The 25,815-nt window shown below is 69.5% G+C and carries 31 protein-coding genes; 11 read left to right on the forward strand and 20 right to left on the reverse strand.

Translation table 11 applies throughout. The features are described 5' to 3' along the window. Window positions 1-72: 72 nt before the first annotated feature. Genes QRN44_RS00060 through QRN44_RS00070 form a run of 3 tightly spaced genes read right to left on the reverse strand, consistent with a single transcriptional unit; the run spans window position 73 to window position 3,721 of the window. Window positions 73-1,233: an AMP-binding protein gene (locus QRN44_RS00060; RefSeq protein WP_285037960.1), complete on the reverse strand. Its 1,161-nt coding sequence runs from the start codon at window positions 1,231-1,233 to the stop codon at window positions 73-75. A gap of 57 nt (window positions 1,234-1,290) precedes the next feature. Further along, the gene (locus tag QRN44_RS00065) at window positions 1,291-2,217 is read right to left on the reverse strand and encodes a 1,4-dihydroxy-2-naphthoyl-CoA synthase (protein ID WP_285037961.1); all 927 of its coding nucleotides are present in this window, start codon (window positions 2,215-2,217) and stop codon (window positions 1,291-1,293) included. 16 nt (window positions 2,218-2,233) lie between these two features. Further along, window positions 2,234-3,721: a hypothetical protein gene (locus QRN44_RS00070; RefSeq protein WP_285037962.1), complete on the reverse strand. Its 1,488-nt coding sequence runs from the start codon at window positions 3,719-3,721 to the stop codon at window positions 2,234-2,236. A 62-nt stretch (window positions 3,722-3,783) separates the two neighbouring features. On the opposite strand from QRN44_RS00070, the gene QRN44_RS00075 reads away from it, so the two are divergent. Further along, complete coding sequence (locus tag QRN44_RS00075; RefSeq protein ID WP_285037963.1) at window positions 3,784-4,761, forward strand: o-succinylbenzoate synthase; 978 nt, start codon at window positions 3,784-3,786, stop codon at window positions 4,759-4,761. A 36-nt stretch (window positions 4,762-4,797) separates the two neighbouring features. Here QRN44_RS00075 and ccsB read toward each other — a convergent pair whose 3' ends face one another. Genes ccsB through QRN44_RS00100 form a run of 5 tightly spaced genes read right to left on the reverse strand, consistent with a single transcriptional unit; the run spans window position 4,798 to window position 9,484 of the window. After that, window positions 4,798-5,853, reverse strand: a complete 1,056-nt coding sequence (gene ccsB, locus QRN44_RS00080; RefSeq protein ID WP_285037964.1) for a c-type cytochrome biogenesis protein CcsB — start codon at window positions 5,851-5,853, stop codon at window positions 4,798-4,800. Next, window positions 5,850-7,514, reverse strand: coding sequence for a cytochrome c biogenesis protein ResB (resB, locus tag QRN44_RS00085; RefSeq protein ID WP_285037965.1), 1,665 nt, complete (start codon window positions 7,512-7,514; stop codon window positions 5,850-5,852). The genes ccsB and resB overlap by 4 nt, the downstream gene beginning before the upstream one ends. After that, a complete protein-coding gene (locus QRN44_RS00090) occupies window positions 7,498-8,244 on the reverse strand; it encodes a cytochrome c biogenesis CcdA family protein (protein ID WP_064294602.1) in 747 nt (248 codons plus the stop codon). The genes resB and QRN44_RS00090 overlap by 17 nt, the downstream gene beginning before the upstream one ends. Further along, window positions 8,241-8,849, reverse strand: coding sequence for a TlpA family protein disulfide reductase (locus QRN44_RS00095; protein WP_121292629.1), 609 nt, complete (start codon window positions 8,847-8,849; stop codon window positions 8,241-8,243). Before QRN44_RS00095 ends, QRN44_RS00090 begins: the two co-directional genes overlap by 4 nt. Then, window positions 8,849-9,484, reverse strand: a complete 636-nt coding sequence (locus tag QRN44_RS00100) for a histidine phosphatase family protein (protein WP_285037966.1) — start codon at window positions 9,482-9,484, stop codon at window positions 8,849-8,851. Before QRN44_RS00100 ends, QRN44_RS00095 begins: the two co-directional genes overlap by 1 nt. Before the next feature lie 85 nt (window positions 9,485-9,569). Here QRN44_RS00100 and aspS point away from each other — a divergent pair, with 85 nt between their 5' ends. The 3 genes from aspS (at window position 9,570) to QRN44_RS00115 (ending at window position 12,250) form a co-directional block, all read left to right on the forward strand. Further along, a complete protein-coding gene (gene aspS / locus QRN44_RS00105; RefSeq protein ID WP_064294605.1) occupies window positions 9,570-10,910 on the forward strand; it encodes an aspartate--tRNA(Asn) ligase in 1,341 nt (446 codons plus the stop codon). Window positions 10,911-10,928: 18 nt separating this feature from the next. Beyond that, window positions 10,929-11,381 carry a flavodoxin domain-containing protein gene (locus QRN44_RS00110; protein WP_079003292.1) on the forward strand — a complete coding sequence of 151 codons (453 nt, stop codon included), beginning with the start codon at window positions 10,929-10,931 and terminating at the stop codon, window positions 11,379-11,381. Between the two features lie 92 nt (window positions 11,382-11,473). Beyond that, window positions 11,474-12,250 (forward strand): putative protein N(5)-glutamine methyltransferase, encoded by a 777-nt coding sequence (locus QRN44_RS00115; protein WP_285037967.1) that lies wholly within the window; start codon window positions 11,474-11,476, stop codon window positions 12,248-12,250. Window positions 12,251-12,268: 18 nt separating this feature from the next. Here QRN44_RS00115 and QRN44_RS00120 read toward each other — a convergent pair whose 3' ends face one another. Together QRN44_RS00120 and QRN44_RS00125 are read right to left on the reverse strand one after the other, a co-directional pair. Next, window positions 12,269-12,577, reverse strand: a complete 309-nt coding sequence (locus tag QRN44_RS00120; protein ID WP_064294608.1) for a Dabb family protein — start codon at window positions 12,575-12,577, stop codon at window positions 12,269-12,271. Between the two features lie 40 nt (window positions 12,578-12,617). Then, window positions 12,618-12,878, reverse strand: a complete 261-nt coding sequence (locus QRN44_RS00125; protein WP_064294609.1) for a glutaredoxin family protein — start codon at window positions 12,876-12,878, stop codon at window positions 12,618-12,620. 192 nt (window positions 12,879-13,070) lie between these two features. Here QRN44_RS00125 and QRN44_RS00130 point away from each other — a divergent pair, with 192 nt between their 5' ends. Beyond that, window positions 13,071-13,370 (forward strand): helix-turn-helix domain-containing protein, encoded by a 300-nt coding sequence (locus tag QRN44_RS00130; protein WP_064294610.1) that lies wholly within the window; start codon window positions 13,071-13,073, stop codon window positions 13,368-13,370. 42 nt (window positions 13,371-13,412) lie between these two features. Here QRN44_RS00130 and QRN44_RS00135 read toward each other — a convergent pair whose 3' ends face one another. The 4 genes from QRN44_RS00135 to QRN44_RS00150 all read right to left on the reverse strand — a co-directional run bounded on the left by QRN44_RS00135 (window position 13,413) and on the right by QRN44_RS00150 (window position 14,930). Beyond that, on the reverse strand, window positions 13,413-13,721 hold the full coding sequence (locus tag QRN44_RS00135; protein ID WP_064294611.1) for a hypothetical protein: 309 nt from the start codon (window positions 13,719-13,721) through the stop codon (window positions 13,413-13,415). Window positions 13,722-13,965: 244 nt separating this feature from the next. Continuing rightward, window positions 13,966-14,064: a 30S ribosomal protein bS22 gene (locus tag QRN44_RS00140; protein WP_003792170.1), complete on the reverse strand. Its 99-nt coding sequence runs from the start codon at window positions 14,062-14,064 to the stop codon at window positions 13,966-13,968. A gap of 139 nt (window positions 14,065-14,203) precedes the next feature. After that, window positions 14,204-14,398 (reverse strand): helix-turn-helix domain-containing protein, encoded by a 195-nt coding sequence (locus tag QRN44_RS00145; protein ID WP_064294612.1) that lies wholly within the window; start codon window positions 14,396-14,398, stop codon window positions 14,204-14,206. Window positions 14,399-14,525: 127 nt separating this feature from the next. After that, window positions 14,526-14,930, reverse strand: a complete 405-nt coding sequence (locus QRN44_RS00150) for an ArsR/SmtB family transcription factor (protein ID WP_064294613.1) — start codon at window positions 14,928-14,930, stop codon at window positions 14,526-14,528. A gap of 72 nt (window positions 14,931-15,002) precedes the next feature. Here QRN44_RS00150 and QRN44_RS00155 point away from each other — a divergent pair, with 72 nt between their 5' ends. Further along, window positions 15,003-16,445 (forward strand): TrkH family potassium uptake protein, encoded by a 1,443-nt coding sequence (locus tag QRN44_RS00155; RefSeq protein WP_064294614.1) that lies wholly within the window; start codon window positions 15,003-15,005, stop codon window positions 16,443-16,445. Continuing rightward, a complete protein-coding gene (locus QRN44_RS00160; RefSeq protein WP_056013885.1) occupies window positions 16,438-17,109 on the forward strand; it encodes a potassium channel family protein in 672 nt (223 codons plus the stop codon). The genes QRN44_RS00155 and QRN44_RS00160 overlap by 8 nt, the downstream gene beginning before the upstream one ends. Before the next feature lie 7 nt (window positions 17,110-17,116). Here QRN44_RS00160 and QRN44_RS00165 read toward each other — a convergent pair whose 3' ends face one another. After that, entirely contained in the window at window positions 17,117-17,575 is a 459-nt protein-coding gene (locus QRN44_RS00165; RefSeq protein WP_285037968.1) for a GNAT family N-acetyltransferase, read from the reverse strand. 63 nt (window positions 17,576-17,638) lie between these two features. Here QRN44_RS00165 and QRN44_RS00170 point away from each other — a divergent pair, with 63 nt between their 5' ends. Both QRN44_RS00170 and QRN44_RS00175 read left to right on the forward strand, forming a co-directional pair. Next, on the forward strand, window positions 17,639-18,238 hold the full coding sequence (locus QRN44_RS00170; RefSeq protein ID WP_285037969.1) for a TetR/AcrR family transcriptional regulator: 600 nt from the start codon (window positions 17,639-17,641) through the stop codon (window positions 18,236-18,238). Continuing rightward, entirely contained in the window at window positions 18,235-18,738 is a 504-nt protein-coding gene (locus QRN44_RS00175) for a GNAT family N-acetyltransferase (protein ID WP_285037970.1), read from the forward strand. Before QRN44_RS00170 ends, QRN44_RS00175 begins: the two co-directional genes overlap by 4 nt. Before the next feature lie 14 nt (window positions 18,739-18,752). Here the strand turns inward: QRN44_RS00175 and proC are convergent, their stop codons facing one another. The 3 genes from proC to tadA form a co-directional block, all read right to left on the reverse strand. Next, a complete protein-coding gene (proC, locus tag QRN44_RS00180) occupies window positions 18,753-19,595 on the reverse strand; it encodes a pyrroline-5-carboxylate reductase (RefSeq protein ID WP_285037971.1) in 843 nt (280 codons plus the stop codon). 48 nt (window positions 19,596-19,643) lie between these two features. Next, a complete protein-coding gene (locus tag QRN44_RS00185) occupies window positions 19,644-20,831 on the reverse strand; it encodes a MarP family serine protease (RefSeq protein ID WP_285037972.1) in 1,188 nt (395 codons plus the stop codon). A gap of 111 nt (window positions 20,832-20,942) precedes the next feature. Then, a complete protein-coding gene (tadA, locus tag QRN44_RS00190; RefSeq protein ID WP_121292611.1) occupies window positions 20,943-21,419 on the reverse strand; it encodes a tRNA adenosine(34) deaminase TadA in 477 nt (158 codons plus the stop codon). A 51-nt stretch (window positions 21,420-21,470) separates the two neighbouring features. Here tadA and upp point away from each other — a divergent pair, with 51 nt between their 5' ends. Next, window positions 21,471-22,103 (forward strand): uracil phosphoribosyltransferase, encoded by a 633-nt coding sequence (upp, locus tag QRN44_RS00195; RefSeq protein ID WP_064294620.1) that lies wholly within the window; start codon window positions 21,471-21,473, stop codon window positions 22,101-22,103. Between the two features lie 502 nt (window positions 22,104-22,605). Then, window positions 22,606-23,313: a winged helix-turn-helix domain-containing protein gene (locus tag QRN44_RS00200; protein ID WP_079003301.1), complete on the forward strand. Its 708-nt coding sequence runs from the start codon at window positions 22,606-22,608 to the stop codon at window positions 23,311-23,313. Between the two features lie 81 nt (window positions 23,314-23,394). Here QRN44_RS00200 and QRN44_RS00205 read toward each other — a convergent pair whose 3' ends face one another. Both QRN44_RS00205 and QRN44_RS00210 read right to left on the reverse strand, forming a co-directional pair. After that, on the reverse strand, window positions 23,395-24,402 hold the full coding sequence (locus QRN44_RS00205) for a DMT family transporter (protein WP_285037973.1): 1,008 nt from the start codon (window positions 24,400-24,402) through the stop codon (window positions 23,395-23,397). Next, complete coding sequence (locus QRN44_RS00210; protein WP_064294622.1) at window positions 24,402-25,676, reverse strand: AI-2E family transporter; 1,275 nt, start codon at window positions 25,674-25,676, stop codon at window positions 24,402-24,404. The genes QRN44_RS00205 and QRN44_RS00210 overlap by 1 nt, the downstream gene beginning before the upstream one ends. Between the last annotated feature and the right edge of the window lie 139 nt (window positions 25,677-25,815).

Consider the following 25,815-nt stretch of genomic DNA (forward strand, 5'->3'; position numbering starts at 1 on the left):
CACGCATGAGAGAGCATGCCCTATGCGACAACCGCCTGCAAACCGGCCCTCGCGGTCACGCGGAGGACGGACTCAACCCAGTCGCGAGCGGAGTGCGACGAGGTCGGGTTTGCCGCTCGCGAGCAGCGGCAGCTCTGCCAGACGGACCAGTCGGGCGGGGCGGGCCGGGCGGCCGAGCGCCTCCGCGACGGTGTCCCGCGCGGCCTGGAGCAGTGCGTCGTCCGCCCGATGACCGGCGGGGGTCCCGACCCCCGTCACGATGACGGACGCCTGACCGAACCGCTCATCGGGGATGGCGACGACGACGGCCTCGGCCAGCCCCGGCACCGACCGGACGACCGCCTGCACACGGTCGAGGGAGATGTTCACCCCGCCGCTGATGATCACGTTGTCGGCCCGCCCGGTCACCCGGACGACGCCGTCGACGAGCTCGGCGGTGTCGCCGGTGCGGTACCACCGTCGGCCGCCGTCGTCCGGGAAGGCGGTCGCCGTGCGGTCCGGTTCGCCGAGGTAGCCCTCGGCGAGCACCGGCCCGGCGAGGAGGAGCTCCCCGTCCGCCAGCCGGGGTTCGACACCGGGGAACGGCACGCCGTCGTAGAGACAGCCGCCGGACGTCTCGCTGGAACCGTAGCTCCGCACGACGCGGATGCCGAGCGCTGCGGACCGCTCGAGCAGCGGAGCGGGGGTGGCCTGTCCCCCGACGAGCAGCCCGGCGAGTCCGGCGAGCGCGTCGCGCACAGAGGTGCTCGTCTCGGCGGCGTCGACGAGCAGGCGCAGCTGCGCCGGCACGAGGGCGACGAAGCCGTCATCGGCGTCGAGCCGCTCGACGAGTCCGCCGAACGCCCGGGCGTCGAACGATCCAGCCGGGGCCTCGATCGGCCTGGTCCCGGCGACGATCGACCGGAGCAGCACATTGACGCCGGCGATGTAGTGCGTCGGGAGCGCCAGGATCCACTGCGACGATCTGCGGTGGGCCCCCGGGCCACCCAGAGCCATCGCGGAACCCGCCGCGCTGGCCAGGAGGGCGTCGGCCGCGAGGGCGACCCGCTTCGGCACACCCGTCGAACCGGAGGTCTCGATCACGAGGGCCACCCGGTCGTCGACCACGGCCGGTGCCGCGGACGATCCGTGTTGCATCGGGAGGACCGCGGGTCCGGAACCGTCGAGCGCCGTCTCCAGGGCCGCGAGCATCGCCGAGGCGGACGCGTCGACGGGGAGCAGCTGACGGGTCATGGATTCAGCGTACGCCGGGTACGTCGGTGCTCCGCCGCCCCCTCGGCGTCTCGGAGCTCAGAACTGCCAGGGGAACGGAGCCCAGTCCGGCTTGCGCTTCTCTAGGAAGGCGTCGCGTCCCTCCACCGCCTCGTCGGTGCCGTACGCGAGGCGGGTGGCCTCGCCTGCGAAGACCTGCTGGCCGACGAGACCGTCGTCGACGGCGTTGAAGGCGAACTTGAGCATGCGGATGGCGGTCGGCGACTTGCCGAGGATGATGCGGGCCCAGGCGACCCCGGTCTGCTCGAGCTCGGCGTGCGGGACGACCGCGTTGATCGCGCCCGCCTGCAGCGCGCGCTCCGCGTCGTACTCCTGGGCGAGGAAGAACACCTCACGGGCGAACTTCTGGCCCACCTGCTTGGCGAAGTACGCGCTCCCGTACCCGGCGTCGAAGGAACCGACGTCGGCGTCGGTCTGCTTGAACCGCGCGTGTTCCCGACTCGCGATCGACAGGTCGCACACGACGCCGAGGGAGTGCCCGCCACCCGCGGACCATCCGGGCACGAGGTTGATGACGACCTTCGGCATGAAGCGGATGAGCCGCTGGACCTCGAGGATGTGCAGGCGGCCGTTGCGCGCGGCGTCGATGCCGCTCGCCGTCTCGTCGTCCGCGGCGTCGTCGCTCGCGTACCGGTAGCCGTCGCGACCGCGGATGCGCTGGTCGCCGCCCGAGCAGAACGCCCAGCCGCCGTCCTTCGCGCTCGGACCGTTCCCGGTGAGCAGCACCACACCGACGGTCGGGCTCTGGCGCGCGTGGTCGAGCGTGCGGTACAGCTCGTCGACGGTGTGTGGGCGGAAGGCGTTGCGCACCTCGGGGCGGTCGAACGCGATACGCACGAAGCCGCCCTCGCGCGCGACGTGGTACGTCAGATCGGTGAGGTCCTCGAACCCCGGTACGACGTCCCAGATCTCCGGGTCGAACAGTTCGGACACTCGATCGCTCATGCGTCCAGCCTAGGCACTACTTCGGCTTGTCGAGGTCCGCGTAGGGCTTGAGCGCCTCCAGGTAGTCGGCGCGGTCCGCCTCCTTCAGGAGCGCGTAGGAGTCGAGGTGCAGCTCGATGCCCTCCGCCGCCATGTCGGAGTAGTCGACGTCGAACTCGCGGTCCTTCGCGACCGTGCCGGCCGAGTCGAGCGTGAGATCGACGATGCTCGTCCGGAAGTCGCCGGCCCCCGTGATGGCGTTGTAGGTGTGCAGATCCCACAGCGCCTGGGTGTCGAGGGTCTCGCCACCGTACCGTTCGGTGAGCTCGCCCGGCTCACGCCAGGAGGACGGCGCGTTCTGCATGTCGAGGTTCGCGATGCCGTAGCGGAGCAGGACCTGTCGGATGAGCTCGACCACCCGCGACTTCTCCTCGAAGGTGCGCACGGTCGTCGTCGTCTGCCACACCGGCGCCGTGTACTCGAAGAGCATGGAGTCCCCGCCGTACCCGTTCTGATCGACTTCCGTCTCGGCGGGCTGTCGCTCCACCCAGTCGAATCCGAACTCCGCGGTCAACGCCGTCCGGATCTCCGCGAGCATCTCGTCGGACGTCCCGACGAAGTCCTCGTAGCTCGGCCCGTCGAGGGTCTCCTTCGCGTCGACGTAGGCGGACCCAGGGTAGGTGTCCCAGATCGGGTCGTGCTCCTCGTCGCCGCTGCCGCCGGCGGAGGAGCCGTCCCCCGCCCGGTCCGTGGAGAGACCTCCGACCGCCATCGCCGTGGCCGGATTGACGACCAGGAGGAGTACCAGCGCCAGCACGCCCCAGCGGCGCCGCACCTTCCGGCGGATGACGATGACACTCCCGACGAGCAGCACGATCTGCACGACGACGACGAGGGCGAACGCCGCGAGGATGGCCCAGGCCCCCTCGCCGGGCCGGTAGCTGACGGCCAGCAGGACGGTGAAGAGCGTCACCGCCACCACCGCGCCGAGCAGGGCGAGCGGCGAGAAGGAGGCGACGACACCCCGACTCCGCGCGCCGAGCTCGTCCCACCCCGTCGGGGATGCACCGGCGGCAGGCGGGTGCGCCGCCGGAGTCCGCTCGCCGTCGTCGGCGGGGATCGCCGCGACCTTCGGTTGCGAGGTGGCCGCGCGTTCCGCCGCCTTCCGTCGCCGACGCGACGACGGCTTCCGCGATACAGGCTCCCGCGGTGTCCGTCGTCCTCGGGACCCCGGACGCCGGAACCTGGCGGTCTCCGCCTCCAGCTCCTCGGGCGTGCGCTCCGGGGCGGCTGGCACTCGCGCGGTCGAGGACGCGGCCACCGGCGGTGCCCCGGGGATCGGCGGGGCGTTCGGATCGCGCGGCTCGCCTGAGGATCCGCCAGGCGCTTCCTCGATCACCGGGGGCACCCCGGCCTCGGGGCTCGGCTCGAAGATCGGCTCGGGCACCGAGAAGGCGGTGGGTTCGTCCGCGGGCACGCTTCGCCGCTCGCCGGGCATCGGCTTGCGTCGGGAGAACAGCGGCACGGGATCGATTGTGTCACGGGCGTCCCGCGACGGCTCCCGACGTCCGGGTGCAGGATGGGGACATGCAAGCGAACCTCGACGACGTCCTCGCCACCGCCCGCGTGGTCTCCATCCCCCTCCGCGTCCGGTTCCGGGGCATCGACACCCGCGAGGCCGTGCTCTTCCGCGGGCCAGCCGGGTGGACGGAGTTCTCCCCCTTCGTCGAGTACGACGACCAGGAGTCGGCCGCGTGGCTCCGGGCCGCCATCGACTTCGGCTGGTCGGACCTCCCGCCCCTCCACCGGGATCGCATCCTCGTGAACGCCACGGTTCCGGCCGTGGATGCGGCGGACGTCCCGTCGATCCTCTCCCGCTTCCCGGGCTGCCGCACTGCGAAGGTGAAGGTCGCCGAGCGCGGGCAGGTGCTCGCTGACGACGTCGCGCGCGTCGCCGCCGTCCGGCGGGCCATCGGACCCGAGGGTCGACTCCGTGTGGACGCCAACACCAACTGGAACGTCGACGAGGCCGAACACGCCATCCGCGCCCTCGAACCCTTCGACCTCGAGTACGTCGAGCAGCCCTGCGCGACCGTCGCGGAACTCGCCGAGGTCCGGGAACGGGTCTCCTCCCTGGACGTCGCCATCGCGGCGGACGAGAGCGTCCGCAAAGCCGAGGACCCCCTGGCCGTGGCTCGCGCCGGCGCCGCAGACCTGCTCGTCGTCAAGGCGCAGCCCCTCGGCGGCGTGCACGCCGCGCTCCGCATCGCGGGCGAGGCCGGCCTGCCGATCGTCGTCTCGAGCGCGCTGGACACCTCCGTCGGCATCTCCATGGGTGCCCACCTCGCGGCGGCCCTGCCGGAACTCGACTACGACTGCGGGCTCGCCACCACCGCGCTCCTCGGCGGCGACGTGACGACCGCCCCGCTCGATCCCGTGGACGGCGGCATCGCCGTCCGGCGCGTCGAGGTGGACGCCGATCTCCTCGAGCGTTTCACGGCGTCACCGGAGCGCACGGCGTGGTGGCTCGACCGACTCCGCCGCACCCACGCGTTGCTCGGCTAGCCCTTCGACAGGCTCAGGGACCGGTGCGTCGGAGACCTACAGACCGCTGTAGGCGTGCAGACCCTTGAAGAACACGTTCACGACGACGAAGTTGAACATCACGGCGCTGAAGCCGATGATCGCGAGCGTGGCCGCCCGTGATCCGCGCCAGCCGCGCGTCGCCCGGGCGTGGATGTACCCGGCGAAGATCACCCAGATGATGAAGGTCCACACCTCCTTGGTGTCCCAGCCCCAGTATCGACCCCAGGCGCGCTCCGCCCAGATGGCGCCGGCCATGAGCGTGAACGTCCAGAAGATGAAGCCGATGATGTTGACGCGGTAGGCGAGGTTCTCGAGACGCTCCGCGTTCGGAAGGGTGAGCAGGAAGCGGAGACGCCCGGAGCCCTGGGTGGGCTGCACGAGCCCGAGCCGACGCTCACGACGCCCCTGCAGGAGCTGCACGACGCTCAACGCGAAGCCGATGGCGAAGAACGCCGTACCGAGGCTCGCGACGAACACGTGGATGACGAGCCACGCCGACTGCAGCGCCGGCGGCAGCGGCACGACCTCGACGTAGAAGTTCGCGGTCGCAAGGCCGAGGAGCACGGTCACGAGGCCGATCACGAAGCTGCCGAGGAACCGGAGGTCCACGCGCGCGATGACCACGAGGAACACCGCGACGATGAGCAGCGTGCCCGTCATCGCGAACTCGTACATGTTCGCCCACGGGACACGACCGGCGGCGATACCGCGCGTCACGTCCGCGACGAGGTGGAGCAGGAAGGCGATGACCGTGAGCGAGACCCCGACCCGGAGGCTCGGCGACTTGCGCGACGCCTGCTGCTCGGGCTCGTCCGCGGGACGGCGGGTCTTGCGCGGGACGCCGTCGCTCGTGACGATCGGTGCGGCGGTCCGCGACGCCGCGGAGGCGAGTGCGCCGACGCGTTCCTCGGCGGCTGCCGACCGTTCCAGCTCGGCCCGCTCGGCCGCGTCGATCGCCGCGGTGACCTCGGCGCTGCGGCGCGCGAGGTCGAACGTGAAGGCGATGAACGCCAGCGCGTAGACGGCGACGGCCGACCAGAGGCAGAGGTTCGAGATTTCGACGAGGGTCACGGGGTGATTCTACCTTCGGGTTCGGACGGGACAGGCGTTGGACTGTGCGCTTCGGCGATCGCCGCGACGGCCGCTTCGAGGCCGGGGTCCTCGCCGCGGGCGAGCCCGGCGTATTCGAGGGAGACGGTGCCGTCGCTCCCGGTCACGGCCTTCACCCAGACGCGGCGTCTGGCGACGAAGAGCGAGGTGATGAGGCCGGACAGGGCGAGGATGGCGAACGCGAGCACCCAGAGCTGGGTCGGGTCGTGGTGCACGTCGAACGAGGCGAACCGCTTGACGGAGCCGGCGTAGTTCTCGGTCGACGGGTTGGCGGCGACGTTGTCGAAGGACACCGTGCCGAGGCCGTCGGGGAGGTCCGTGATCTGGCCAGGCGTGAGTTCGATCGACTCGACGCCGGTGTCGCCGCCCGTGAGCTGCTTCATGTCGTCGACGTCGAGCGCGTAGACCGACTTCGGAGCACCGGCGTTGATACCGAGGTCGCCGGAGTAGACGTTGAGCGTCAGCACCGGGTAGGCGAGGTCGGGATAGGACGAGAAGAACGGCGGCTTGGACGCGGCCTGCGTCGGATAGAAGAACCCGATCATGCCGAGCTGCTCAGCCAGACCGTCCGGGACCTTGACGATGCCGAGCGAGGTGAGCTGGGCGTCCTGCGGCAGGAACGGGATGGAGTCGCTGAACACGACCTTGCCCTCGGGATCACGGACGGTGATCGTCGGCGCGTAGCCGTTGCCGAGCAGGTAGACGTCGGTGCCCTCGAACCGCAGCGGATCGTTGACCTTGATCGTCGCGTCCTGCGGCTTCCCGCCGGGCGAGGTCGTCGTGACCTTCGCGCGGTAGTCGATCGCCTGACCGTACGCGTCGAGGTTCTCGGTCTCGTAGGTGACGCCGAACTCGTCGAGCGTCAACTTGTAGGGGGCCAGCTCCGACTCGTTGAAGAAGCGGCCGGGGTTGAAGGAGTCGTAGTCGAGCAGGGTGTTGACGAAGGTCTGTCCCTCGACGAGCACGCGCTGACCGGAGAAGCCGAAGCCGCCGCCGAAGCCGACCGTCACGAGGATGCCGACGAGGGCCGAGTGGAACACGAGGTTGCCGGTCTCGCGGAGGAAGCCGCGCTCGGCGGACACCGATGCGGACCCCTCGGCGTCGTAACGCTCGACACGGTAGCCCTGGCGCTTCAACTGCTTCGTCGCGTCGTCGATGAGCTCGGCGGCGGTCGCGCCGCTGTCGTCGCTGCGACGCTCGAACGCGGAGAGCCGAGACAGGCGCGCGGGCGTCCGCGGCGGGCGGGAGCGCAGGGCGAGCCAGTGGTGCTTCGTCCGCGGGATCACACAGCCGATGAGCGAGATGAACAGCAGCAGGTAGATCGCGGAGAACCAGGCCGAACTGTAGACGTCGAACGCCTGCACCTTGTCGAGGATGGGCGCGAGGTCCGGGTTGTCGGTGAAGTACTGGGTGACGCCGTTCGGGTCGCTCGACCGTTGCGGGACGAGCGATCCGGGCACCGCGGCGATGGCGAGCAGCAGCAGCAGGAAGAGCGCCGTGCGCATGCTCGTGAGCTGACGCCAGAAGAAGCGGAGCCAACCGACGAACCCGAGCTTCGGCTGATTGATGCCGTCGGCCGGAGCCGGTGCGGCGGAGTCGATGTGATCAGAGGGGCGTGACAAGGCCGCTCATCACCCCCTGCAACGAGTACATCCAAGCGGACCAGAGACCAGACACCATCAACACACCGATCACGATGAGGAGCACGCCGCCGATGATGTTGATCGTGCGGATGTGCCGTTTGAGGAACGCCAACGACCCCGTGACCCAACCGAGTCCGAGCGCGACGAGCAGGAAGGGGATGCCGAGACCGAGGCAGTAGAACAGCCCGAGGAGTGCTCCGCGCCACGCGGAGCCGCCCGAGAGGGAGAGCGCGCTGATCGCGGTGAGCGTCGGGCCGAGGCAGGGCGTCCAGCCGATGGCGAAGACGAAGCCGAGCAGCGGTGCGCCGGCGAGGCCGGTGGCGGGTGCCCAGCTGGTGCGCACCGTGCGCTGCAGCCGGGAGAACTGGCCGATGAAGATGAGCCCCATGAGGATGACGACCGCACCGAGGACGCGGGTGATGACGCCCTCCCACTCGACGAACCAGGCGCCGATCGTCCCGACGAACGCCGCGATCGCCACGAACACGACGGTGAAGCCGAGGATGAAGAGACTGACGCCGAGCAACACGCGCCGGCGACCCGCACCGGAGCGCCCTTCCTCCACCGTCGTCATGCCGCCGACGTATCCGAGATAGCCGGGGACGAGCGGCAGGACGCACGGCGAGAGGAAGGACAGCAGACCGGCCGCGATGGCGATCGGGATCGCCACGAGGAGCTGGCCGCCGTAGACGAGCTCGCCGGGGGTCACTCTGGGGCGCTCTCGGCGATCGTGTCGCGGATGAGGGTGTCGAGGATGGTGCGGTCCTGCAGCTGCCCGAGGATGCGTGCGGCGACCCGACCTTGGGCGTCGAGGACGATGGTGGTCGGCACCGCGTTCGGCGGGACGCTGCCCGTGAAGGCGAGCTTCGCCTCCCCGCTGTCGACGTCGAGGATGGAGGGGTAGGTGATGCCGAAGGTGCCGTTGAACGCCTTCGCGGTGTCGGCGGTGTCGCGGACGTTGACCCCGATGAAGGTGGCGCCCTGGTCGGTGTACGCCTCGTTGAGCGCCTGCAGATCCTTCGCCTCCGCGCGGCAGGGTGCGCAGGCGGCGTACCAGAAGTTCACGACCATGACCTGGCCCGCGTGGTCCGCGGAGGAGATCTGCTCGCCGTCCTCGCCGACGCCCGAGAAGCTGATCGACTCGCCACGGTCGTCGAGCGCGACCTCGGTCACGCTGCCGTCGCCCGCGACGTACCCCTTGCTGCTGCCCTCGCGATACTGCTCGGCGAGCGGATCGCTCCCGCACGCCGTGAGCAGGAGCGCCCCGACGGCCAGCACGGCGGCGACGGCGAACGTCCTGGATCTGCGGGCCATCAGACGGCCCCGACATCGGTCGCACCGGACGCGAGACGAGCCGCCGGATCGACGTAGCCGACCTCGACGAAGCCCTGCTCGGTCCGCTCGAAGCTGGTGATGCTCGACAGGGCGCACCGTCGCTTCCGCGGGTCGTGACGATAGGGCGCCCCGACCACAGAGCTGTGCAGCATCCAGATGGGCAGCTGGTGGCTGACGATGACCACGTCGCCGGACGGCGTCGCGCGCCAGGCGTCCTCGACGGCCGCGGTCATGCGGTTGACGATCGACGCGTACGGCTCACCCCAGCTCGGACGGGACGGGTTGCGGAGCTTGGGCCAGTTGAGCGGGTTCTTCAGGGCGCGGCTCATGCGCTTCCCCTCGAACTCGTTGAACGGTTCGATCACGCGCGGCTCGGAGACGACGGCGAGCCCGAACGCGGCGGCGACCGGCGCGGCGGACTCCTGCGTGCGCTGCAAGGGGGACGCGTAGAGCGCACCCACCGTGCGATCGCGGCTCACGAGGTCGTCTGCGGCCGCCTGCGCCATGCGCTCGCCGAGCTCGGACAGTCGGAATGCGGGGAGTCGACCGTAGAGCACACGAGAAGGATTGTGCACCTCGCCGTGACGCACGAGATGGATCTGGTCGGCTACCACCCTCCAAGTGTACGTTTCCCCAAGCTGCGGATTCACCGTGACCTCCGTCCAGGTCGGAGCCACGAGCGACGGCTAAGCTGTCGGGGTGAGTGAACGCGTCGTTGTGAAGAACCTGGCCGCCCTGTCCGACGGTCCCGTCACCGTCTCCGGATGGGTCGAGACCGTCCGCGACCAGAAGAAGGTGCAGTTCGTCGTCCTCCGCGACGAGAGCGGCGCCGTCCAGCTGGTGAACCCGGCCGTCCGCGAGGTCGACCCGGAGGTCGAGGGCTCCGCCGACCGCCTCGCCACCACCGAGGCGATCTCCGCCCTCGCGCACGGCTCCTTCATCACCGTCACCGGTGAGCTCAAGCACGACGAGCGTGTCAAGCTCGGCGGCATCGAGGTCAAGGTCGCCACGCTCGAGGTCGTCACCGCCGCCAACCCCGAGACGCCGATCGCTGCGGACTCCTCGCTCGACAAGCGGCTCGACTGGCGCTTCCTCGACCTGCGCCAGCCGAAGCAGGCACTGATCTTCCGCATCCAGACGACGTTCGAGCACGCACTGCGTCAGTACTGGATCGACAACGACTTCATCGAGATCCACACCCCGAAGCTCATGGCGAGCGCGAGCGAGTCGCGCGCCGAGCTCTTCGAGGTCGACTACTTCGAGGGCAAGGCGTACCTCGCGCAGTCCCCGCAGTTCTTCAAGCAGATGGCGCAGTCCGCCGGCTTCGGCAAGGTGTTCGAGGTCGGACCCGCATTCCGCGCCGACCCGTCGTTCACCAGCCGACACGCGACCGAGTTCACGAGCGTCGACGCCGAGATCAGCTGGATCGAGTCCCACGAGGACGTCATGCAGCTTCACGAGGAGCTCCTCGTCGCCGGCTTCACGGCGGTCAAGGACAAGCACGGCGAGCAGATCTCCGAGCTCTTCGGCATCGAGCTCGAGGTCCCGTCGCGTCCGTTCCCGCGCATCCCGCTGGCCGAGGCCAAGCGCATCGTCGCCGAACGCGGCTACGAGATCCCCCGCGCCGACGACGACATGGACCCCGAGGGCGAGCGTCAGATCGCGGCCTACGTCAAGGAGACGTTCGGTCACGACTTCGTCTTCCTGACCGACTACGCGTCGAGCATCCGGCCGTTCTACCACATGCGCAACGCCGAGGACGGGTCGCTCACGAACAGCTACGACCTCATCTACAACGGCGTCGAGATCTCCACGGGCGCGCAGCGCGAGCATCGCGTCGACGTCCTCGTCGAGCAGGCCAAGGAGAAGGGTCTGGAGCCCGAGGAGCTCGAGTTCTACCTCGACTTCTTCCGCTACGGCGTCCCGGCGCACGGCGGCTTCGGCATGGGCCTCGCCCGCGTGCTCATGCTCATGCTGCACGAGACCTCCATCCGCGAGGTCACCTACCTGTTCCGCGGCCCGACCCGCCTCGCCCCGTAACCCCGCAAGAAGGACGCCATGCAGATCGTCATCCTGTACGGGACCGAATCCGGCAACGCCGAACGCCTCGCCGGCGACCTCGGCAAAGCCATCGGCTCGCAGCACCAGTGGCGCGTCGTCGACCTCGGCGACGTCGACCCCGCGGAGCTGTCGACCGACGAGATCCACATCTTCATCACGTCGACGTACGGCGACGGCCTCCTCGGTGAGACCGGCCAGATCTTCTACGAGGCGCTCGAGGAGTCCGACGTGGAACTCGACGGGCTCCGGTACGCCATCTTCGGGCTGGGCGACAGCAGCTACGAGGACACGTACAACCAGGGCAGCTCGCTGCTCGACGCCCTGCTCACCGAGCACGGCGCGACCCGGTTCGGTGAGTTCGGTCTGCACGACGACGGCGGGTTCGAGCGCAAGAAGGACGTCGCGCTCGCCTGGCTGCCCGGCGTGCTCGCCGCAGCAGAACAGCTCTGACCACCGGTCTGGTGCGAGCCCGGACGCGACGGTAGCGTGACTCGCACCGACCGTGCGGTGTCCGTCGCAGGTGGGCGAGGGGTGTAGGCCAGATGAACGCGACCGCCGAATCCGTGGTTCTGCGCCTTCGTGCGGCGGGGTGCGTCTTCGCCGAGGACGAGGCGGCTCTCCTCCTCGCCGAATCGGATGATCCGGATCGACTCGAACGGATGGTCGCGGCACGGGTCGCCGGCCGGCCGCTCGAGCATGTCCTCGGCTGGGTCGCGTTCCGGGGCCGCCGGGTTGTCGTCGAGGACGGGGTCTTCGTGCCGAGGCGACGCACCGAGCTCCTGGTCGACGTCGCCCTCCCGCGCCTCCGGAACGGTTCGGTGGTCGTCGAGCTCTGCTGCGGTGCCGCGGCCGTCGGGAGTGCGCTCCTCACCGAGGCGCCCGGCCCCATCGACGTCTGGGCGTCGGACATCGACCTCGCCGCGGTGGACTGCGCACAGCGCAACCTCGAGCCGCTCGGTGGGCACGCCCTGCGCGGAGACCTGTTCGACGGGCTGCCCGGGGTGCTCGCGGGGCGCGTCGATGTCCTGCTCGCGAACGCCCCCTACGTCCCGACGGCGTCGATGGTGACGATGCCCCCGGAGGCTCGGGAGCACGAGGCCGTGATCGCGCTCGACGGCGGTGCCGACGGGCTCGACGTGCAGCGTCGGATCATCGCGCAGGCCCCGGACTGGCTCGCTCCGACCGGCGCCATCCTGATCGAGACGAGCGAACGTCAGGCTCCCGAGACCGCAACGCTCATGCGGGCGGCGGGCCTCACGGCGTCGATCGTCCGCGACGACGAGCTCGACGGCACCGTGGCCGTCGGCGTCATGGCCTGAGTCCTGCGGGCGCCGGGCTCAGTCGAGCTGGAAGTCGACCGCGGAGCGCTCGACCACGAGCTGGCGGACGATCTGCACCACGCGGACATGCTCCGGGTGGACCTGGTAGCGCTCCAAGGCTTCGAGGCTCGGGTAGTCGCCGACCAGCACGACGTCCCAGTTGCTCTCCGGGTAGGCGATGTTGCGCCCGACCTGGAGGCGCTCAATGTCGTCCGGCATGAACCCGGCGAGTGCCTCGAGTTCGGACTGCATCGTGGCGAAGGCCGCGTCGCGCTCGGCCTCGTCCGTTGCTGCCAGCTTCCAGCTGACGATGTGGCGGATGGTCACTGGGCCCCCAAGGGTCGATGTTGATGGATGGTCGTGCGGATCAGTCGGCGAGCAGCGCGGACCGCAGGCGGTCGGGGTCGATGCGCCAGTAGTTGTGGACCCTGCCGTCGATGAGGACGACGGGGATCTCCTCCCAGTGGCGGTCGTGGAGCGCCGGATCGTCGAGGATCGAGAGCTCCTCGCGTTCGATCGTGGGGCCGTCGGACGGGAGGCCTGCGACCACCTCGTCGATCACGGCTCGCGCGTCGTCGCAGAGGTGACAGCCGGGCTTGCCGATGAGCGTGACGTGCAGAGTGGACACCTCCTCAACTGTACGGGGTGCCCGAGGTCGGAGCACGTCCAGGGACCCGACACGTGTGGTGTTTCTCGACGACATCTGGGACGATGCCGGAATGATGATGCCGTTGAACCCAGGATCGAGAACCATAGGTTGCGGATCCACCCGACTCAGACGCTCTGGCATGCACCGGTCGAGGTCCGTTGTCATTGAGTGATGCCTACACATTCGGAAGCCGCGACCATCCTCGGCGAGCGGTTGCGGGCCGCCCGCAACGAGCGACAGCTGACCCTCGAGGACCTGGGCGTGTTGGCGGGGATGCACTGGACGAACATCGGCAAGATCGAGCGAGGGCAGGTGCACCCGAGCGTGGAGACGCTCGTCCGACTGAGTACCGCGCTCGACCTCGACCCGGCCCCGTTCATCACGGGCCTCAACGCGGACATGTACCCGGGCCGGGCGCACAAGCTGACGGCCCGCGACCTGCTGGCCGCTCGACGCGATCAGGAACGCTGACCCGCGCATCGGAGACCATTCCCCTCCACCGGATGGCGTCCGTCAGAAGGTGACCCGCCAGAGGTACTGGTGACCGCCGGGACGGAACCAGGACACCTGCACACTGGTCGCGCGGGCCAACTCGGTTCCCAACACCTCGAACTCCAGGGCGCTGCCAGGCGTCAGGCGGCACGGTTCCAATGGGGCGAGGAGTCCGGGCCCGTTCAGGCGCAGCACGACCCAGTGCACGGCTTCGTCACCGACGTTCCGGAGTCGATAGCGAGGCGCGTCGTCTCGTTCGACGACGAACGGCACCCGGTACGCGAGCTCGCGTCGGTTGCGGCGGGCGGTTGGAGGAAGATCGCGGGTCATGCGAACACGGTACGAAGGACCGCCGACGATCTCGGGCCGACGGATCGCGTGCCGCGACGCGCTGTGGATCAGTCCCCTCCGGCCTCGCCTGTGGAGGAACCTCGACGCCGCTCGACCCGCGGGATCCCACGCCACGGCCGGCGACGAGACGATCACCTCGACAACGCCAGAAAGCGCCGTACCCCATTGGGCAGGCGCTTCCGGTGGACGAAGAGTCGTCAGGTGCTCCGAACGGAGCAGCCGGCTACTTCTTGTTGCGGCGCTGGTGACGGGTCTTGCGAAGCAGCTTGCGGTGCTTCTTCTTCGCCATACGCTTGCGGCGCTTCTTGATAACAGAACCCACGGATTTACCTCACAGAATTGGGGGGCTTGGCCGCAGGGATCGCGACCGAAGAGAACAAGTCTTGTTGCCAGTCTAGCCGATTGCAGCGCGCGTCGTTCACACGCCGTACGCCTGCAGGCTGCTAGGAGCGGGGAACGCCTCAGCCGGCGTCGGCGACCGGGCGCTGCCGGACGGCGTCGACGGCGGTCTCCGGCACTCGGAACGACTTCCCGAACCGGATGGCCGGGAGTTCCCCCGAATGCACCAGGCGATACACGGTCATCTTGGACACCCGCATCATCTCGGCGACTTCGGCCACGGTGAGGAAGCGGACGTCGGCAGTGTCCTGCGTCATCGAACCCCTCCTACGCCTCTGGAAACCTGCTTGAACGGCGCCCCGAGGACCGGAACGCCGCATGGCAACTCTAGAGGTCCGACGCCCGCCCTGTACATCCCCTGTGTGAACGGTATGCGAGGCCGGGCTAGGGGCGGAGCTTCTTCGTGACCGACTGCACCGCGTGGGTCACGTCCGCCGCGACCTTGCCGACCGACCCGGCGACCGCCTTGGCCTGGTCCGGCAGCGACAACGCCGCGAAATCGACGCCGTCGTCCTGGTAGTCGACGCTGAGGAACGGGATGAGCCAGTCCTCCACGTCCTCGAGCGGCGCCGAGTCCAGGCTGTAGTAGCGGTGCTGCCCCTCCTCGCGCACCTCCACGAGCTCTGCTTCGCGCAGGACCTTGAGGTGTTTCGACACCGTCGGTTGGCTGAGGCCGAGCTGCGCGACGATCTCGGAGACGCTCGTCCCGGTGCCACCGTGCCGTTCGAGCAGCAGCGCGAGGATGTCCCGCCTGGTGGTGTCAGCGATCACGTCGAAAATGTCGGCCATGGTCCAACGATAGTGATGGAGCGCACGGAGTACCATTGCCTCCGGCGCAGTCCTGAGGTGTTGAGGGGTCAGATGAGCGGCAATGCCATGGGGCGTCGTCCCGAGATCATCGTGCGCCACGGCCTCGCGAGGGTCCGGGAGGCCGTCAGCGACTTCGCGGCGAAGTCGACCTCCCGGTTCGCCATCCTCGTGTTCAGCTTCCTGATCTTCGTCTTCACGATGTTGTTCTCACTCCCCATCGCGAGCGCCGACCGCCAGGTGACCCCGATCGCCGACGCGCTCTTCACCGCGGTCTCCGTCATCTGCGTCACCGGGCTCTCGACCGTCGACATGGCGACCCACTGGTCGCTCTTCGGTCACGTGCTCGTGTTCATCGGCGTCCAGATCGGCGCGCTCGGCGTCCTGACCCTGGCCTCGATCCTCGGGTTCGTGATCGCCCGACGACTCGGACTCCGCCAGAAGCTCATGGCGGCGAGCGACACGAACCCGCTGCGGTCGCACCACGGTCCCGTCGCCGAGGGTCAGGCGGTCCGCCTCGGGGAGATCGGCAACCTGCTCGTCACCGTCGCCGTCAGTGCGCTCGTGATCGAGGCGGCACTGGCGGTCCTGCTCTTCCCGCGCATGCTGCTCGACGGCATCAACCCCTGGGACGCCGCCTGGAACAGCGTCTACTACGCGGCCATGGCCTTCACCAACACCGGCTTCACACCGAACGCCGAGGGCCTCGCGGCGTTCGAGAACGACTACTGGTTCCTCAGCATCCTCATGCTCGGGGTCTTCCTCGGCAGCATCGGCTTCCCGGTCATCTACGCGCTGAGCCGCAACTTCCGTCGGCCGAGCCGCTGGTCGCTGCACGTCAAGCTCACGCTCGTCACGACGATCATCCTGTTCTTCGCCGGGGCGCTCGCCTTCATCCTGCTCGAATTCAACAACCCCGAGACCTGGAACAAGTGGAACCTCTGGGACACGATCTTCCAGGGGTTCTTCCTGTCGGCCATGACGCGGTCGGGCGGCTTCTCCACCGTGGACATCGGCGACCTCAACGGCTCGACCCTGCTCGTCGCCGACATGCTCATGTTCATCGGCGGCGGCTCCGCCTCGACCGCCGGCGGGATCAAGGTCACGACGCTCGCCGTCCTGTTCCTGGCGGCGTTCGCCGAGGCCCGCGGCCGCGAGGGTGTGGAGGTCTTCCGCCGGCGCATCCCGCAGGACGTGCTCCGCGTCGCCGTGAGCGTCGTCCTCTGGGGCGCGACGATCGTGGCCCTGTCGACGATCGTCATCCTGCAGATCACCAAGGCTCCGCTCGACCACGTGCTGTTCGACGTCATCTCCGCCTTCGCGACCGTCGGGCTGAGCACCGGCCTCGTCGCGGACCTGCCCGACGCCGGGGTGTACGTCCTCGCCGTCACCATGTTCCTGGGCCGCGTTGGTACAGTGACACTCGCTGCAGCCGTGGCCGCGAGTCAGAGCGGGCAGCTGTTCAAACGTCCCGAAGAGAGGCCCATCGTTGGTTGACCGCATCAAGCACGACGCCCCGGTCCTCGTCATCGGACTCGGTCGGTTCGGTGCGGCCTGCGCCGGCGAACTCGACCGGCTCGACCGCGAGGTGCTCGCGATCGACGACAACTCCGACCTCGTGCAGAAGTGGTCCGACCGGGTCACGCACACCGTGCAGGCCGACGCGAAGAACATCGAGGCGCTCCGCCAGATCGGCGCGCAGGACTTCTCGGTCGCGGTCGTCGCGGTCGGTTCCTCGATCGAGGCGAGCGTGCTCATCACCGCCAACCTCGTCGACCTCAAGATCCCGCAGATCTGGGCCAAGGCCGTCTCGCAGTCGCACGGCAAGATCCTCGCCCGCGTGGGGGCGAGCCACGTCATCTACCCCGAGCGCGAGGCCGGCGAACGCGTCGCCCACCTCGTTTCGGGCCGCATGCTCGACTTCATCCAGTTCGACGACGACTTCGCGCTCGTCAAGATGTACCCGCCGAAGCCCATCCGCGGGCTGAACCTGACGGAGTCGGGTGTCCGGACGAAGTACCGGATCACCGTCGTCGGGGTGAAGTCACCGGGGAAGCCCTTCACCTACGCGACCGCCGACACCGTCGTGTCGAACCACGACCTCATCATCGTCTCCGGCACGTCGGCCGACATCGAGCGCTTCGCCTCGCTCGAGGGCTGAAGCCTCCTCAGGTGAGGCTGCGCGCGTAACAGCGTGACTGCGGCTCGTCGACGTACGGCCCGAACGCCTCGATCGGGTGGTATCCCTCGCGCTCGTAGAACCGCATCGCGTCCGGCTGTTCCGTGCCGGTCTCGAGGAGGAGCTCACCGAGACCCAGCGACCGCGCTTCGTCCTCCAGAGCCCGCAGGAGCGCGGTGGCGACGCCGGTCCCCCTGGCCTGCTGCACGACGAACATGCGTTTGATCTCCGCCCGGTCCTCACCGAGCATCCGCAGGCCGCCGCAGCCCAGCGGGGTGTCGTCGACGTCGCTGGCGAGCAGGAAGAGCGTGATGTCGGCTGCGGTCGGCGGTGTGCCGGGTTCGTGATCGTCGCTCCCGTAGCGGGCGTCGAGTTCGCGGCGCTGGGCGGCCCGCAGCGCGGTGCCCGCCTCGTCGTCCCAAGCCACCCGGCTGATCCTGATCGTCATTCGTGTTCTCCAGTCATTCCGTAACAAGCATTACGGTAACATCGGTTCCGAGGTGGTGACGACATGGCCAGGACGAAGGACCCCGATGCCCAGGCGCGGATCTCGCGCGCGGTCTGGGAGGTGCTGGGCGAACGCGGGCCGCACGGGTTGACCCTCCGCGCGGTCGCGGAGCGGGCCGGGTGCACGACCGGTCTCGTCCTGCATCGCTTCCCCGACAAGCGCGCGCTCCTGCTGCACGCTCGCGACCTGCTCCACGAGCGGACGGCGGCGCGGACCGAGGCGCTCGAAGCCGCGGCCGCGACCCCGCGTGACGCCCTGCGCGCTGTCCTCCGGCAGGCCCTGTCCCTCACGGACGAGACGCGCCAGGAGGCACGGGTCTGGCTCGGTTACCTCGCGGCGGCACTCGACGACGCGGTGCTCGCCGAACGGCACCGTGCGGGTCACGGCGTGTTCGTCGCGCGCACCCGCCGCCTCGTGGCCGAGATCCGCCCCGAGCTCACCGAGGCCGAGGTCGCCGCGACGGCCACCGCCGTCGTCGGATTCATCGAGGGCGTCAGCACCCTGAGCACAGCCGACGACGACCACTACGACGCCGCTGCCCAGCTCGCCGCGCTCGACCGGCTGCTGCTCGTCCTCGGGCTCGACGAGACGGGCGGCGAATGATCGTCGTGGAACGCCGGGCCGATGCTCCGGCCCATCGGCGCGAGCGATTCGCCGAGCTGCTCGAGGAGTACCACCGTCGGACCGAGCACGAGAAACTCCTCGGGCGAGAGCCGCGTCCGGACGAGCCCGCTCCGACGACCACCCTCCCCGACAGCTACCGCGCCGAGATCACCGACCCGGGCACGGCCTTCGCCTCCGACGAGGTCCTCCTGGCCGTCGAGGACGACCGGGTGCTCGGCTGCGTCGTCCTGACGGAGGGCCCGTCGCCGGAGCTCAAGCGACTCTGGGTCGACCCGCGCGCCCGTCGCCGGGGCGTGGCCGCAACCCTGCTCGAGGCTGCGACGACCGTTTCCCGGCAGCGGGGCGACGACGCCGTCCGTCTCTCCGTGTGGCACTGGCGCTCCGCCGCGATCGCGCTCTACCGGCGGTCCGGCTTCGTCGCGGTCGCGTCCTGGGACGGCAGACCCGGCCTCGACTGCTTCGTGCGGTCCTTCGACTGATCGGGTCGCCGCCGTCAGGACGCCGACAGCTCCTCGGCGCGGGCGATGGCGGCCGCAGCGGCGCGATCGAACGTCTCGCTGAAACCCGCCTCGGCGAGCACGGCGAGCGCCCGTTCCGTCGTCCCCTTGGGGCTCGTGACATTGATCCGCAGCTGCTCGGCGCTCTCCCCCGTCGTCGCGAGGAGTTCCGTCGCACCACGGAAGGTGCCGTCGACCATCACGGACGCCTGCTCCGGCGTGAACCCGAGGCCGATCGCCGTCCGGGTGAGTTCCTCGATGAGGTAGTAGACGTACGCCGGACCGGAACCGGAGATGGCGCTGAGGGCGTCGATCTTCGATTCGGGGATGACGACCACCTGGCCGACGGTCTCGAAGAGCGCGGTGACGACGGCGAGGTCGTCCTCGCTCGACCGGGTGCCCGGCGCGAGCCCGGTGACGCCGAGCCCCACGTAGGACGGGGTGTTCGGCATGGAACGCAACACCGAGACCGACTCCGGCAGGGCGGCCTCGAAGGCCGCACCGCGGATGCCGGCCGCAAGGCTCACGACGATCGTGCCCGGCTGCAAGGTGTCGGCGATCTCGGCGAGGAGGTCGGCCACCATGTAGGGCTTCACGCCGATCAGGACGATCTTCGCCGCGGCTGCCGCCCGCCGGTTGCCGTCGGCGTCCTGCTCGAGGGCGATCGAGGTCACGCCCGGCAGCTCGGCCAGAGCCTCCGCCTTGGCGATCGTCCGGTTCGTCACCGTGATGCCACCGTCGACCTCGACACCCGGCTGGACGAGACCGCGGAGGACGGCCCCTCCCATCGAACCGGCTCCGAGGATGGCGATGCTGGGCAGGCTGATCGTTTCACTCACCCTGCGAGTCTAGGCACCTGCATGCTCGTCGGCACGTGCCCGGCCGCGTCAGTCGGCGAGGCAGGCGCCTGACGGGACCGCGGACTGGAGCGACCCGGCGAGCGCGACGACGGGCAGGACCTCGTCCATCGCGAGCGCGTACCCGACCGGCGCGGAGTTCGCGTCGCGGGCGAAGATCACGCCGGCCACTTCACCGGACTCGGTGAGGAGCGGGCCACCGGAGTTGCCCGGCTGCACCGTGCCCGACAGCGTCACGACCTGACGACTCGTCGGGTTGTTCCCACTGATGTCGGCGACGAGGCTCGGCCCCACCAGGATGACCTGGGCGCCGCCGGCCGTGTACGGCCCGCCGAACGGATACCCGGCGACGACGGCGTTCGAGCCGGGAGCCGGATTCGGTGCGAGCGGCAGCGATCGGGCGCCGAGATCGTCGACGCGGATGACGGCGAGGTCGTCGACCGGATCGAAGTAGACGATCCGTCCTTCCCTGGGCATGGCCCCCGGGACTTCGACGACCGGATTCGTCACGCCGGCGAGGACGTGCGCGTTCGTCATGACCAGGTCGTCGGCGAACACGAAGCCGCTCCCGGTGAGGCTCCGCGAGCAGGACTCGGCCGTGCCGCTGATGCGCACCACGGACGCGGAGGCCGTCTGCAGCGCCGGCGTCGAGGTGTCGAGCTGCGGGGCGGCGGGGACGTCCGCGGTTCCGCCGAACGCCTCGATGACGCGTTGGGCCCCACCGTCGACCACCGTGGAGCGGAGCTGCGCGAGCGTGCTCTTCACCTCCACGGGCGTGACGCGGTCGATCGTGCCGATCACCGCGGACGACCCGACCGCCTGGGCGAGTAGCGGGATGCCGAGGGAGCCGACACCGAGGGCCGCCGTCACGAGGACGAGCGCGGTGACGACGAGATTGAGGGCGGCGCCGAGCAGCCGTTCCAGGCCGCGCAGCGGGGTCTTGCGGACGACGGAGCCGATGGCCCCGCCGATGAACGCACCGATCGTGTAGCCGACGGCGAGGACGACCACCGCCGCCGCCACGGCCGCCCAGCCACGCCAGGCCGCGTCCGGCACCCACGAGGCGACGAGCGGGATCGCGAAGAACGCGCCGACGCCACCGGCCGCCAGCCCGACGAGCCCGCCGAGGCTCCCGAGGAGCCCCGCACGCCACCCGCGGATCAGGAAGCCGATCAGGACGACGACGAGGATGATGTCGAGGATCACGCCGGGTTGCATCCTGCGATCCTGCCATCACCCGCCGACAACGGGCTCCGGAAGTGCTGGGAGCAGCCGCATCCGGTCAGCGATCCTGTCGACGCATGGAGATCTCCGGGGCCGCCTGCGCCCTCAGGAGGCTCCGACGCCGTCCGCGCCCCGGAAGAAGTCGGTGAGGAGCGTCGAGCAGCGTTCGGCCTCCACGCCCGCGTAGACCTCGACGCGGTGCTGCAGTCGCCGGTCTCGCAGGACGTCGTAGACGGATCCGACCGCACCGGCCTTCTCGTCCCAGGCCCCGAAGACGACCCTTGGGATCCGGGCGGCGAGGATGGCGCCGGCGCACATCACGCAGGGCTCGAGCGTGACGACGAGCGTCAGCTCCGTGAGGTGCCAGTCGTCGAGCGCGGCCGCGGCAGCCCGGATGGCGACCACCTCGGCGTGGGCGGTCGGGTCGGTGTGCAGCTCGCGCTCGTTGCGCCCGACGGAGACGACCGTGCCGTCCGGGGCGACGAGGACCGCGCCCACCGGGACGTCGTCGCTGGCGAGGGCCGCCTCGGCCTCGGCGACGGCGAGGCCCATCCACACGGCGAACTCGGCCGGTGCGTGCATCCGTCATCTCCCCGAAATCCTGGTCGCCGCGCGAGCGACTAGATTGATCGTATGCGAGTGCACGTAGCCGACCACCCACTCATCACCCACAAGCTCACGGTGCTGCGCGACAAGACGACACCCTCACCGGTGTTCCGTGCCCTCACCGAGGAGCTCGTCACGTTGCTCGCCTACGAGGCGACGCGCGGCGTCACGGTCGAGGAGATCACGATCCAGACGCCCGTCACCGAGACGGTCGGCGTCAAGATCAGCGAGCCGCGTCCGCTCGTGGTCCCGATCCTGCGGGCCGGCCTCGGCATGCTGGAGGGCATGGTGAAGCTGCTCCCCACCGCCGAGGTCGGCTTCCTCGGCATGGTGCGGAACGAGGAGACCCTCGAACCCACCACCTACGCGGAACGCCTCCCCGACGATCTGTCCGACCGCCAGTGCTTCGTGCTCGACCCGATGCTCGCGACCGGTGGCTCGCTCGCGGCGGCGATCGACTTCCTCTTCCAGCGCGGTGCGATGCACGTCACCGCCATCTGCCTGCTCGCCGCCCCCGAGGGTCTCGAGCGCCTCGAGGCCGAGACGGCAGGCAAGGACGTCACCATCGTCCTCGGCGCCCTCGATGAGAAGCTCGACGAGAACGGGTACATCGTCCCCGGCCTCGGCGACGCCGGCGACCGCCTCTACGGCGTCGTCTGACCCCTGCTCCCGCCGACATGAGGCGGATCGCCGTCCATCCCCGCGATGGACGGCGATCCGCCTCATCTCAGTTGTGCCGCCAGCTGGCAATCCCCGAGTAACAGAACGTCATCTTCCGCTCGCACTTGACAGGATCCGGGGGATTCCTGTTGTATTGCGGACTATGACGACCAACGCGCCCACCCCGACCTCCTTCGAGGCCCCTGGGAACGCCGGCATGATGATGCCCGGCCGCGCTGTCATGTGCTGTCGAATGTGTCGCTGATCCGACTCCTCCAGCACCGGTAGCGATCCACACGGATCCGCTCCACTGCTCCCAGCACCTCCGAGTCCGCCGCTCCCCCACCAGGTGAGCCGACTCCCGGACGCACCCCGTCCGCACCCGGCCGACGCGCCACTTCCCGGATCGCGGGACCGCAACTGCCCACCGGCAAGCGGGATCACCCCGAGCGCACCGCGCACGATCCGTCGCAGCATCATCACTCCCGAGGACCTCGCACCCATGTCTCTTGCAGCCGTTCAGACCACCCGCCCCACCCGCCAGCTCGCCGCCGTCGAGGACGCACCTCGGGCCGCGACCCCGCACGTCCGTGCCGTTCCGGCCGGCCCCGAAGCCCGAGGCTTCGTCCTCTACGTCGGCCTCGACGAGGCGAAGGCGGCGGCCGCCGGCACGAGCCTCGGTGAGATCGTCGAGGCCATCAAGGCCCTGACCGCCCAGTTCGCCCCGGAGGCCGAGACGCACGCAGCCGTCGCACTGGCCCCGCGCGGTGCCGGCGGACGCGACCTCGACGTCGTCCGGCTCGCCCTGCAGGACCCCTCGGCACTCGCGGCCCACCGCGACGAGGTCGACGAGGAGGAGCAGGACCGTGCCCACGCGGGTGTCGTCGTCGACATCTCCCGGAAGCGCCTCGTCCTCGACAACGAGGCCGCGCCGCTCACGTACAAGGAGTTCGAGCTCCTCCAGTACCTCGTCCTCCGCGAGGGACGCACGATCGAGCGCGCGGAGCTCATCTCCTCACTGTGGCGCGCCGGCGACGACGAAGAGGTTCCGAACGAGCGGACCATCGACGTCCACGTTCGTCGCCTCCGCGCCAAGCTCGGCCGCTACGAGGACATCGTCCGCACCGTGCGCGGTGTCGGCTACCGCTTCGACCGCCACGCGGACGTCTCCATCCGCTACGCCAGCACCCCGTCGCCCGACCTGTTCTGAGCCGGTTCGGCGGCCCCACCGACGAGACGACGGGCCCGGTGCGTGGGTGTACCACTCACCGGGCCCGTCGAACGTTCTCCGTCAGATGACGCGGGGCTTCTTCGGCTTGTCGCCGGGAGCCGGGACCGGTCGCATCGCGAGCTTCCAGACGCCGAACACGGCCACCGCTCCGGCGACGACGAACAGCACGAGGGCGTACCAGGGGGCGTTCGAAGCCTCGCCCAGCACCACGACGCCGATGCCGACCGCGACGAGCGGGTCGACGACGGTGAGTCCGGCGACCACGAGGTCCGGCTGCCCGCTCTGGTGCGCCTTCTGGACGAAGAAGCCACCGAGCCCGGCGGCCACGAGCAGGCCGATGATGCCGACGACGGTGAGTCCCTCGAAGTTCTGCGTGATCACCCGGTTGATGACCACCTTCGCGAGCGTGACGACGAAGCCGTACAGCACACCGGCTGCGACCACGTAGAAGACGGTGTGCAGCTTCCGTCGCCACAGGGCGTACGCCGCCGCGAGTGCAGCGGTCACGACCGCGAGCATGATGAGGATGATGATGAGCTGCGGCTGACGGATCGGCTCCTCCACCGCGTACAGCGCCGCGACGATGACGAAGAGACCGATACCGGCGACGCACAGCACCATCGCGCGGGTCTGCTCCTTCGTGATCTTCACCCGGGTGACCCTGGCGTTCAGGAGCGCCGTGATCACCAGGGCGATCGCCCCGAGGGGCTGCACGACGATGAGCGGAGCGAAACCGAGCGCGACGAGCTGGAACACGATCGCCAGGCCGAGGAGCAGCGTCCCGATGAGCCAGGACGGACGCCCGAGGAGCTGCGGCAGCTGCTTCAGACCGAAGGCCGACGACGCCGCCTCCACCTTGCCGACACCGCGGGACTGCAACTGCGTCCCGACCGCGAGGAAGAACGCTCCGACAAGCGCGATCGGGATGCCGATCGCCTGGTACGGCGTGACACTGATCGTGGGGATGTCGATGTCGACCGCAGTGCGGGCGGACTGCGCGACGACACCGGCTGTACCCGACAGCAGCAGGGCGCCGGCCGCAAGGGCCGGGAACGACGTGGCCGCCATCACTTCGCCGCCGCACTCGTGCCGACGGCCGCCGTCTCGGCGTCACCGAGTTTGTTCTCCGGTACCACTTTGGAGTCCTGGCTCGGGAAGACGACCTTCTGCACGATGATGATGATCGACGCGGCGACCGGGATCGCGACGAGGGCGCCGAGGATGCCACCGAGGGCGCCGCCACCGAACGCCGCGATCACGACGAGGGCTCCGGGGACGGCGACCGCCTTGTTCATGATGCGCGGGCTGAGGAAGTACGCCTCGATCTGCATGTAGATCAGGTAGTAGATGATCGCGATGAGTGCGGTCACCGGCGAGACGAAGAGGCAGAGCGCACTGTTCACGATCGAGGCGCTGAGCGTGCCGACGAGCGGGATCATCGATCCGATGAACGCCAGCAGGGCGAGCAGCGGCGGGAACGGCGCTCCGATGATGCTGAGGAAGATGAAGCTCAGCACGCCGTTGACCAAGGCGAGTCCGACCTGTCCGACCACGTAGCGCCCGACGGCCTGGGTGATCTCCTCGAGCACCTGCGCGAAGCCCTCGCGGCGGTAGGCGGGGAGGAATCGGTACGTGACGGCCTTCATCGACCGCAGGGAGGCGAGGAAGTAGAGGGTCAGGATGAGGACGATGATCGAGCCGGTGATGCCCGACGCGACCCCCGCTCCGACCGCGACGATGCCGCCACCGATGTTCAGCAGGTTGTTGGGGTCCTTGAGGAAGGAGAACGCGTCGTTGAGCGCCGAGTCGATGTCGAGCGTGTTCCCGATCGTGTTCTGCACCCACGCGACGAAGTCACTGTTGAGGAACTGCTGGGAGATCCGGGGGTAGTCGCTCACGAAGTTCGAGATCTGCGTCACGAGCAACGGCACGATGGCGAAGATGATCCCGACGAACGCGCCGATCACGGCGAGGAAGACGACGGCGATGGCGAGGCCACGCGGCAGCTTCTGCTCGAGCCATGACACGAGCGGGTCGAGGCCGAGCGCGATGAAGAGCGCGACGCCGACGTAGATCAGCGTGGTGCTGAGCTGCGACACGATGCTCCCGATCACGAGCGCGACGAGGACGCCGATGCCACCCACGAGACCGATCCGGAACGCGTTGATACGGACGCTCGGAGCCGACGGCTGGAGGGCGGCGACCACGGCGGCCGACGGCGGGGAGGATGCGGCGGCCTTCGCCGCGCGCTCCTGCTTGGCTTCCTGGTGCTTGGCGCGCCTGGCTTCGCGTTCCTCCGGGGTGGAGGAGAACCCGGGCAACCGGAGTTTGGGGGTCTTCATGGTGCGGTCTCCTCGGTGATGATGCCGTCGTGGTGCTGGGGGGCGTTCACATGGACCGCCGCTCTGTGCCTACAGTAGTGAGACGGAGCCCGACCCGCTGATGTCACGGTCCGGTACGACGAAATCGGCGGAAGTCGTC

Origin of the sequence: Plantibacter sp. lyk4-40-MEA-4 (assembly GCF_030209415.1) — a bacterium.
Classification (GTDB): Bacteria; Actinomycetota; Actinomycetes; order Actinomycetales; family Microbacteriaceae; genus Plantibacter; species Plantibacter flavus_A.